9 protein-coding genes and 1 pseudogene are annotated in these 8,770 nt (G+C 63.6%); 3 read left to right on the forward strand and 7 right to left on the reverse strand.

The features are described from left to right. Positions 1-168 precede the first annotated feature (168 nt). The 3 genes from AAC023_RS12205 to rsmA are packed head-to-tail and all read left to right on the forward strand — an operon-like array spanning position 169 to position 3,316. Positions 169-1,443, forward strand: a complete 1,275-nt coding sequence (locus tag AAC023_RS12205) for a peptidylprolyl isomerase (RefSeq protein WP_339741479.1) — start codon at positions 169-171, stop codon at positions 1,441-1,443. After that, positions 1,443-2,459, forward strand: coding sequence for a 4-hydroxythreonine-4-phosphate dehydrogenase PdxA (gene pdxA / locus AAC023_RS12210; protein ID WP_339741480.1), 1,017 nt, complete (start codon positions 1,443-1,445; stop codon positions 2,457-2,459). The genes AAC023_RS12205 and pdxA overlap by 1 nt, the downstream gene beginning before the upstream one ends. Next, positions 2,456-3,316, forward strand: a complete 861-nt coding sequence (gene rsmA / locus AAC023_RS12215) for a 16S rRNA (adenine(1518)-N(6)/adenine(1519)-N(6))-dimethyltransferase RsmA (protein WP_339741481.1) — start codon at positions 2,456-2,458, stop codon at positions 3,314-3,316. The genes pdxA and rsmA overlap by 4 nt, the downstream gene beginning before the upstream one ends. Here rsmA and gmk read toward each other — a convergent pair. From gmk to AAC023_RS12250, 7 genes and pseudogenes are all read right to left on the reverse strand, one after another. Then, a complete protein-coding gene (gmk, locus tag AAC023_RS12220; RefSeq protein WP_339741482.1) occupies positions 3,303-3,956 on the reverse strand; it encodes a guanylate kinase in 654 nt (217 codons plus the stop codon). The genes rsmA and gmk overlap by 14 nt on opposite strands. Further along, positions 3,946-4,827, reverse strand: coding sequence for a YicC/YloC family endoribonuclease (locus AAC023_RS12225; RefSeq protein ID WP_339741483.1), 882 nt, complete (start codon positions 4,825-4,827; stop codon positions 3,946-3,948). Before AAC023_RS12225 ends, gmk begins: the two co-directional genes overlap by 11 nt. A 1-nt stretch (position 4,828) precedes the next feature. Then, on the reverse strand, positions 4,829-5,893 hold the full coding sequence (mltG, locus tag AAC023_RS12230) for an endolytic transglycosylase MltG (RefSeq protein WP_339741484.1): 1,065 nt from the start codon (positions 5,891-5,893) through the stop codon (positions 4,829-4,831). Positions 5,894-5,920: 27 nt separating this feature from the next. Then, positions 5,921-7,198, reverse strand: coding sequence for a beta-ketoacyl-ACP synthase II (gene fabF, locus AAC023_RS12235; protein WP_339741485.1), 1,278 nt, complete (start codon positions 7,196-7,198; stop codon positions 5,921-5,923). A gap of 10 nt (positions 7,199-7,208) precedes the next feature. Further along, positions 7,209-7,445: an acyl carrier protein gene (locus AAC023_RS12240; protein ID WP_091770144.1), complete on the reverse strand. Its 237-nt coding sequence runs from the start codon at positions 7,443-7,445 to the stop codon at positions 7,209-7,211. A 162-nt stretch (positions 7,446-7,607) separates the two neighbouring features. After that, positions 7,608-8,345 (reverse strand): 3-oxoacyl-[acyl-carrier-protein] reductase, encoded by a 738-nt coding sequence (gene fabG / locus AAC023_RS12245; protein ID WP_339741486.1) that lies wholly within the window; start codon positions 8,343-8,345, stop codon positions 7,608-7,610. Between the two features lie 2 nt (positions 8,346-8,347). Beyond that, positions 8,348-8,770, reverse strand: a pseudogene (locus tag AAC023_RS12250) (malonyl CoA-acyl carrier protein transacylase); the annotation flags it as partial.

Raw genomic sequence — 8,770 nt, forward strand, 5'->3', positions numbered from 1 at the left:
TCTATCAGCGCGAGGATGACCTCATTGCGAGCCTCGGCCCGTCGGAATCCATCCAGATACGCATCACCCTGTTCACGCTGGGTGGCGTGACTCCTGATTAAACTACAGTGCCGGGCGATTGCACCCGCAGCGTCTTTGGGTAATGTTCCGCGCGGAACCGGATAGCGAATGTTGATGATAGCCGTTAAAAACCTTGTGCTGACGCTGATGGCGTCCCTGCTCGTGATCACGGCGCCTGGCGCCATGGCACAATCGACCGAGGGCGTCGCCGCGCTCGTTAACGATGAACCGATCACGACGGTGGATGTGCGCAATCGTATGCGCCTGATCATCGCCTCGACCGGCCTCACCCAGCTCGATCCGGCGACCCTGGCCCAGATCCAGAGCCAGGCGATTCGTGGCCTGGTCGATGAGACCCTGCAATTGCAGGCGGCCCGGGAGTATGAAATCGACGTCACCGAGGAAGAGATCAATCGATCGATCCAGGATCTCGCCGACCGCAATAACACGACGATCGCCACCATTGTCGGCGATCTGGAACGCTCCGGCGTTGATATCCTGACCTTGCGCCACCAGCTGGAAGCAGAAATCGCCTGGCAGGTTCTGGTCAATGGCCGCTATGGCTCGCGAATCCGCATCAGCGATCAACAGATCGAGATGGCGCTGGAACGCCTCGCCGCCAGCGCCTCACAGCCGCAATACCGGATTTTCGAGCTCTTCTTCGAAATTCCCAGCGTCAATCGCGAACAGGAAACCGTTGAGCGGGTCATCGCGGTGATGGATCAGTTGCAACGCGGCGCCCCCTTCCCGGAGCTGGCACGGCAATATTCCGACGCGCCGTCTGCCGCCAATGGCGGCGATATCGGCTGGATCGTCGCCTCGCAATTGCCGCCGGAGGTGGCGACCATTCTGCCGCAATTGATGCAGCAATACGCCCAGAGCCAGGGCGGCGCCGCCCTGTCCAACCCGGTCCGTGTTCCCGGTGGCTACATGATCGTTGCCCTCGTGGCCGCACGTGACGGCACCACAACCCTGCAATACGACCTGGTCCAGATCACCGTTCCCGCCAGCGCCGTTCAGCCCAATTCCAGCGCCGCCCTGACCCGTGCCCTGGCCGCCAATCCAACCTGCGCCCAGGCGGATGCGGTCGCCAGTCGCATTCCGGGTTCGGTTGTCACACCGCTCGGTGCCATCGGTGCCGACGCGCTGCTGCCGCAATTCAGCGAAGCCCTGGCGCCGCTGCGTGAGGGTGGCAATACCGGCGTGTTGCAGACCGCAGCAGGCCTGCAGAGCCTGATCGTTTGCGAGCGCACCATTGCCGGCCCGGGTGTTCCCAGCCGTGATGACCTGGAATCACAATTGCGTGGCCAGCAGCTGTCCCTGCATTCGCGCCGCTGGCTGAGAGATTTGCGCCGCGACGGCACGGTCGAGATTCGCGACTAATGCCAAACGCCTCACCTGTCGTTGTTTCGATGGGTGATCCGGCTGGTATCGGCCCAGAGATCATCCTCAAGGCATGGGCGAAGCGACGAGCCCGCGGGCCGGTCTTTGCCTGTATTGGCGATCCTGCAGTGCTGCGCGCCTGTGCACGCAGTCTCGCCCTGCCCGAACCGGTCGAACTCGCGGAACTGGCCGATGCAGCAAACCGCTTCCCTGACGCCCTGCCCGTCCTGCCGGCACCCGTCTCGATCACCGCTCCGCTCACACCCGGCACGCCCGACCCACGCCATGCCGCCGCGGCCAGGGCCAGTATCGAGGCTGCGGTTGCGCTTTGCCTGTCCGGCGCGGCGCTTGGCCTCGTGACCGCGCCAATCGCCAAATCCGTGATGTATGAGGCCGGCTTCACCTTCCCCGGCCATACCGAATTTCTCGCAGAGCTCACCCGCGACCATCCCGTACCAGGACAGCGGGGTCCGGCCATGATGCTCGCTGGCGGCGGATTGCGCGTCGTGCTGACCTCGATCCATGAACCGCTCGCGCATGCGGTCGCGACACTCTCGGCAGAACGGATAGAACAGATTGCCCGCCTCACGCATCAGGCCCTGCAGCGCGATTTTGGCATAGCGGAGCCGCGACTGGCCCTGGCCGGGCTCAATCCCCATGCCGGCGAGACGGGCTCATTGGGGCGTGAGGAAATCGACATCATCAACCCCGCCGCCGCGCGGCTACGCGCCGAAGGCATTGCCATCACCGACGCCCTGCCTCCGGACACCATGTTCCATGCCGAGGCCCGCGCCGGCTATGATGCGGCCATCTGCCTCTATCACGACCAGGGCCTGATCCCGGTCAAGACGCTCGACTTCCATGGCGGCGTCAATATCACGCTCGGCCTGCCCATCGTGCGCACCTCGCCCGATCACGGCACGGCTTTCGACATTGCCGGCCGCGGAATAGCCCGCGCCGACAGCCTGCTCGCCGCGATTGATGCGGCGGCCAATATCGCCGGACACCGCGCATGACCGATCCGCTGCCGCCGCTTCGCGACGTCATTGCGCGCCATGACCTGGCCGCGAAAAAATCCTTCGGCCAGCATTTCCTGCTCGATCTCAACCTGACCGCCAAGATCGCCGGTTTTGCCGGCGACATGTCGAATAGCGAGGCGATCGAGATCGGTCCCGGACCGGGCGGGCTGACGCGGGCCATTCTGGGCGCCGGCGCCAAGCATCTCACCCTGGTAGAGAAGGATGCGCGCTTCCTGCCCGCACTGGAAGAAATCAGCCAGGCCTGGCCCGGCCAGGTGACCGTGCTGGAAGCCGACGGGCTGACGATTGATGAAGCGGCGATCCTGAGCGGGGAGGACCGCGTCATCCTCTCCAACCTGCCCTATAATGTCGGCACGATCCTGTTGATCAAATGGCTGCAGGCGCAGCCGATCTGGTGGCGGCGCGCCGTGCTGATGTTCCAGCGCGAAGTGGCGGACCGGATCGTCGCGCGCGTTGGCGACAAGGCCTATGGGCGGCTCGCCATCCTGACCCAATCGGTGTGCACCGCACAGATGGTGATGAAAATACCCGCCCAGGCCTTCACGCCACCGCCCAAGGTGGAATCGGCCGTTGTGATGCTCGACCCACTGCCCGATGCCAAGCGCTTCGGCGACCTCAAGGCATTGGGAGTTGTCACCGCCTCGGCATTCGGCCAACGGCGCAAGACCTTGCGTCGCAGCCTCGGGCAGGCGGCAAGCCAGACGACGGCATCAACGGAAGATCTGATTGCCGCGGCGGGCCTGGAGCCCGGCGCCCGCGCCGAGACGATCGACATTGCCGGCTTCCAGGCGCTCGCCAGGGCCTGGCGCGCTGCGCGGGCTACTCAGCCATAAGCGCGCCGACAAAACCGTCCAGCCACGGGTGGCGCGAGCGCTTGAGGCGTTCCGCGTGCAGGATCTGGTTGAGCTTGTCGAGGGCCCGGGCAAAATCATCATTGACGATGACATAATCGTATTCGTGCCAATGGCTGATCTCGTCCTTGGCGCGCGCCATGCGGTCGCTGATGATTTGCGGTGTGTCCTGGCCGCGCTTGCTCAGCCGGTCCTCGAGCAGATCCAGCGACGGCGGCAGAATAAAGACCCGAACCGTGTCTTCCGGAGCCTGCGCCGCAAGCGCCTGGGCGCCCTGCCAGTCGATGTCGAAAATCACATCACGGCCATCATCAATGGCGTCGAGCACCAGGGATTTCGGCGTACCGTAATAGCGCCCGAACACTTCGGCCCACTCAAAGAAATCACCAGCTTCAATCTGCGCCTTGAACTCGTCGACGCTGACAAAGTGGTAGTCCTGCCCGTCAACCTCGCCGGGGCGAGGCTGGCGCGTCGTGGTCGAGACCGAAAGCACAACATCCGGATTCTGGCTTAGCAGGCGCTTTGACAGCGTGGTCTTGCCGGCACCCGACGGGCTGGACAGGGCCAGCAATACGCCGCGGCGGCCGCCACGAAAGATCGGGGGATGTCCGTCACTCGACATTCTGTACCTGCTCCCTGAACTGGTCGACCGCGTTCTTCATGGCGAGGCCAATCTGGGTCAGTGAAGAATCGGAGGACTTGGAGCATAGAGTGTTTGCCTCGCGATTAAACTCCTGTGACAGGAAGTCGAGCTTGCGGCCCGTTGGCGAACCGGCGTCGAGCAGCTCACGCGCGGCGCGGATATGGGCATGCAAACGGTCGAGTTCCTCGCGGACATCCATCTTCACCGCCAGCGCAGCCGCCTCGGTCGCCAGACGCTCCGGATCGAGTCCCTGCGGCAGGAGCTCGGCATATTTGGCGGCGATGCGGTCGCGGATCGCATCCAGCCGCACTGCAGCGCTGGTTTCTGCCTGGTGCGTCAACGCCTCGATGGTGTCGACATGGCCGCTGAGCAGCGCCTTCAGCTCACCGCCCTCGACCAGGCGGACATTGCGCAGACTATCAAGCGCCAGTGCCAGGCTCTCGAGCAGGGCGGCGTCGAGCTCGTCGGCATCCTCCGGCTCGCTGCGATCCTCGACATCAAGGACACCGCGCACCGTCAGCAAGCCGTCGAAACTGACCGGCAGGACACGGCCACTGACGACATAGGGCTCGGCGGCGGCGAGGATGGCATCAATGCGCCGGGTATCGATTCGCAGCGCCGCCTGGGCCGCATCGCGATTGAGCGTCAGGCTCGCCTGGATATTGCCGCGTGCAAAGCGGGCCTTGGCCAGATCGCGGGCACCCGCCTCGAGACGGTCATAGCCGCCGGGAAAGCGGAAACGGGCTTCGAGCCCCTTGCCATTGACGCTGCGCGCCTCCCAGACCCAGCTGAATTGTTCAAAGCTGGCCTCGGTGCGGGCAAAGCCCGTCATGCCGGACAATTGAGCCATATTAATCGCCCGCGCGTTGGCGGGCCCTTTCGATCTGGCGCCAGCGCGCGACATTCCTTTGATGCTCGGCATAGGTGGCGGAAAAGGCGTGTCCGCCGGTCCCGTCGGCGACAAAGAACAACGCCCGGCTCTCCGCCGGGTTGAGCACGGCGGCGATGGACTCAGCACCCGGATTGGCGATCGGCGTCGGCGGCAGGCCGTCATTCTGGTAGGTATTCCAGGCATTGGCCGCATTATCGAGCTCGGAGCGGCGCAGACCGCGGCCGAGTGGTTCGCCGCGGGTGATGCCATAGATGATAGTCGGATCGCTCTCCAGCCGCATGCCGCGGCGCAGGCGATTGACGAAGACTGCGGCGACTTCGGCGCGCTCGGCGCCAATTCCAGTCTCCTTCTCCACCACCGAGGCGAGGATGATCGCCTCCTCTCGGGTTTCAAACGGCAAGTCTTCCGCGCGATGTGGCCAGAGCTCATCGAGCAGGGTTTGCTGGGCTGCGAGCATGCGGTCGAGCACGACCTGCCGGTCAGTGCCCCGGTCGACCAGATAGGTTTCCGGCAGGATACTGCCTTCAGCGGGGATGTCAGCGATCTCGCCGGTGAGCACATCGGCTTCTTGCAGCACAGCCACGATCATCGCGCTCGTCAGACCTTCGGCGAAGGTGACCGGGTGCTGCATGGTGCGCCCGGTGCGCAGCAATTCATAGATCTGCGCCATGCTTGACCCGGCCGGCACGGCATATTCGCCGGCCCGCAACGAGCGGTCGCCGCCATCGAGCGTCACCGCGGCGCGGAACAGGCGGGCATCCTCGATCAGACCGGCCGATTCAAGCTGACTGGAAATCCGTACCAGGCCGGTCCCGCGCGGCAGCAGGATAACGGTTTCCGCCATCGCCGGGCCGGGCGCGACGAATTCCGCCTGCAGCCAGCGATACCCGCCATAGACCGCGCCGGCGGCCAGCAAGGCCAGCACCAGAAGGCTGACGAAGAGCCACAGGATCACACCGGCCACACCGCCCTTGGTCCTGGCATTCGCGTTGACCTTCGCCTGAGGCGTTTTGACATCACTCATGGAGCCTCCCGAAGAAAAGCGGTGCAATTAATCGACCGCGACGAATACCACGGAGGCATTGGTGCCACCGAATCCGAAAGAATTCGATAGCGCCGCGCGGACCGGGCGCCTGACCGGCTTGTGGGCGGCCAGATTGAGCGAGGTCGAGACCGACGGATTGTCAAGATTGAGGGTGGGCGGGCAAATCCCGTCGCGGATCGCCAGGATGGAGAAAATTCCCTCGACGGCACCGGCAGCGCCGAGCAAATGCCCGATCGCCGATTTGGTCGATGACATCACGACATCGCTGCTGCCGAACAGACGTTCGACGGCCCGCAATTCGATCTCGTCCCCCTTGGGCGTCGAAGTGCCGTGGGCGTTGACGTAATCGATCTCGGACGGATCGAGGCCGGCATCTTTCAGCGCCGCGGACATCGCCCGGAAACCGCCATCGCCATCATCGGCGGGTGCGGTGATGTGGTGGGCATCGCCGGACAGGCCATAGCCCTTGACCTCGGCATAGATGGTCGCGCCGCGCGCCCTGGCGCACTCATATTCCTCGAGCACGACGACACCGGCGCCCTCGCCCATCACGAAACCGTCGCGGTCGCGATCCCAGGGGCGCGAACCGGCGGTTGGATTATCGTTGAAACCGGTCGATAGCGCCTTGCAGGCGATAAAGGAAGCAATGCCCAGACGGCAAACCGCCGCTTCGGCGCCGCCGGCGACCATCATGTCGGCATCACCATGCGCGATCATCCGCGCCGCATCACCAATCGCGTGCGCACCGGTCGAACAGGCCGTCACGACGGCGTGATTGGGGCCCTTGAGCCCGTGCCGGATCGAAACCTGGCCGGAGGCGAGATTGATCAACAGGCCGGGAATGACAAAGGGGGAGAGCCGCCTTGGACCTTTTTCGTGCAGGTCGATGGAGGCGTTATAGGTGGATTCCAGACCGCCAATACCGGAACCGATCATCACACCGGCGCGGCAGCGCTCTTCTTCGGTTTTCGCAACCCAGCCGCTGTCGGCGATCGCGTAATCTGCCGCGGCAATACCGTAGAGGATGAAATCATCAACGCGCTTCTGGTCGCGCGGGCTCATGACGCTATCGGGTGCAAAGGCACCGGGATCGTCAGGTGAACCACCGCCGCGGCCATCGACACGCGGCACGAGACCGGCGATCTGGCAGGCCAGATCGCCGGTTTCAAAATGCTCGATCAGGCCCAGGCCGGATTGACCGGCAAGGAGACGTCCCCAGACGATATCCTTGCCACAGCCAAGCGGTGTGACCAGACCAATACCCGTGACGACAACGCGCCGCATGGACTGGTCTTTAACCGACTTTCTCGGAGATGAACTTCACCGCGTCGCCGACTTTCTGGATGTGCTCGGCAGCGTCGTCGGGGATTTCGATATCGAATTCCTCTTCAAACGCCATCACGAGTTCAACATTGTCCAGGCTGTCGGCGCCCAGATCGTCGATGAAGCTCGCATTATCCGTGACTTTTTCGATGTCGACATCGAGATGCTCAACAACAATTTTTTTAACGCGCTCGAGAACGTCAGACATTTCAGACCCTCATGGTAATTCGCCGCAGGAGATCAACGGCGCAGGAAAGGAGGCATAGCGCCCCAAAACCGGGCCGCCTTCACCAAGATGCGCGGGCAAGTAACATACTTCCCGAGCGGTGACCAGAATGGGCAACCGTGCTCATTCTGGCAAGTTGTTACGCTAAATCATCGCCATACCGCCATTCACATGAAGTGTCTGGCCGGTCACGTAATTGGCTTCCTGGCTGGCCAGGTAAACAATCGCAGCAGCAATATCATCGCCCGTACCCAGATCACCAGCAGGAATTTTTGTCAGGATGGCCTTACGCTGCTCTTCATTGAGCACATCGGTCATCGGCGAGGCAATGAATCCCGGCGCGACGCAATTGACCGTGACGCCGCGCGAGGCGACTTCCTGGGCCAGGGATTTGGAAAAACCGATCATGCCGGCCTTGGAGGCGCAGTAATTGGTCTGCCCCGGATTGCCGGTCACGCCGACGACGGAGGTAATGCCGACAATACGGCCCCAACGCGCCTTCATCATGCCGCGCAGGGCGGCGCGGCATAGCCTGAAATAGCTCTCCAGATTGACCCGAAGCACCATGTCCCAGTCATCATCCTTCATGCGCATCAACAGCTGGTCGCGGGTGATGCCGGCATTGGCGATGAGAATATCCATCGAGCCCATCGCCTCGGCCGCCTGTTTCGGCAGCGCGTCGACCGCTTCGGCATCGGAGAGATTGCAGGGCAGGACATGGGTGCGTGCCCCCAGCTCGGCGGCCAGCTCCTGCAGCACGTTCTCACGTGTGCCCGAAAGCGCGACGGTCGCGCCTTGCGCGTGCAGCGCCCTGGCGATCGCCTGGCCGAGGCCGCCTGTGGCGCCCGTGACGAGCGCATTCTTGCCGGTCAGATCAAACATTCTCAGACATCCTCTTTCAGCGAAGCCGCGAAGGCTTCCAGATCGGCGGCCACATTGAGCGGCACGCCATTCGCGTCCCTGGTGGTGCGTTTCAGCATGGTGGTGAGCACTTTGCCGGCCCCGGCTTCGGCGAGCGTTGTGATGCCGCCCTCCTCGACCATCCACATCACACTTTCGCGCCAGCGCACCCGGCCTGTCACCTGTTCAACCAATTGCCGCCGGATGGTTTCGATGTCCGAGGTCGGACGGGCGGTGACATTGGCGACCACAGGCACGGCGGGCGGCAAAATCACCGTCGCGGCCAGCGCCTCGGCCATCGCATCGGCGGCCGGCTGCATCATGGCGCAATGAAAAGGCGCCGAGACCGGCAGCATCATCGCCTTCTTGACGCCCAGCGATGTGGCGCGGTCAATCGCCGCCTCGAT

Source organism: uncultured Maricaulis sp. (assembly GCF_963976135.1).
Classification (GTDB): domain Bacteria; phylum Pseudomonadota; class Alphaproteobacteria; order Caulobacterales; family Maricaulaceae; genus Maricaulis.

Bases quoted from the DNA above. Each gene is read 5' to 3' on its own strand.
- mltG (WP_339741484.1), bottom strand. From the start codon at position 5,893: ATGAGTGATGTCAAAACGCCTCAGGCGAAGGTCAACGCGAATGCCAGG.
- gmk (WP_339741482.1), bottom strand. From the start codon at position 3,956: ATGTCGAGTGACGGACATCCCCCGATCTTTCGTGGCGGCCGCCGCGGC.
- rsmA (WP_339741481.1), top strand. From the start codon at position 2,456: ATGACCGATCCGCTGCCGCCGCTTCGCGACGTCATTGCGCGCCATGAC.
- fabG (WP_339741486.1), bottom strand. From the start codon at position 8,345: ATGTTTGATCTGACCGGCAAGAATGCGCTCGTCACGGGCGCCACAGGC.
- fabF (WP_339741485.1), bottom strand. From the start codon at position 7,198: ATGCGGCGCGTTGTCGTCACGGGTATTGGTCTGGTCACACCGCTTGGC.
- AAC023_RS12240 (WP_091770144.1), bottom strand. From the start codon at position 7,445: ATGTCTGACGTTCTCGAGCGCGTTAAAAAAATTGTTGTTGAGCATCTC.
- AAC023_RS12225 (WP_339741483.1), bottom strand. From the start codon at position 4,827: ATGGCTCAATTGTCCGGCATGACGGGCTTTGCCCGCACCGAGGCCAGC.
- AAC023_RS12205 (WP_339741479.1), top strand. From the start codon at position 169: ATGTTGATGATAGCCGTTAAAAACCTTGTGCTGACGCTGATGGCGTCC.
- pdxA (WP_339741480.1), top strand. From the start codon at position 1,443: ATGCCAAACGCCTCACCTGTCGTTGTTTCGATGGGTGATCCGGCTGGT.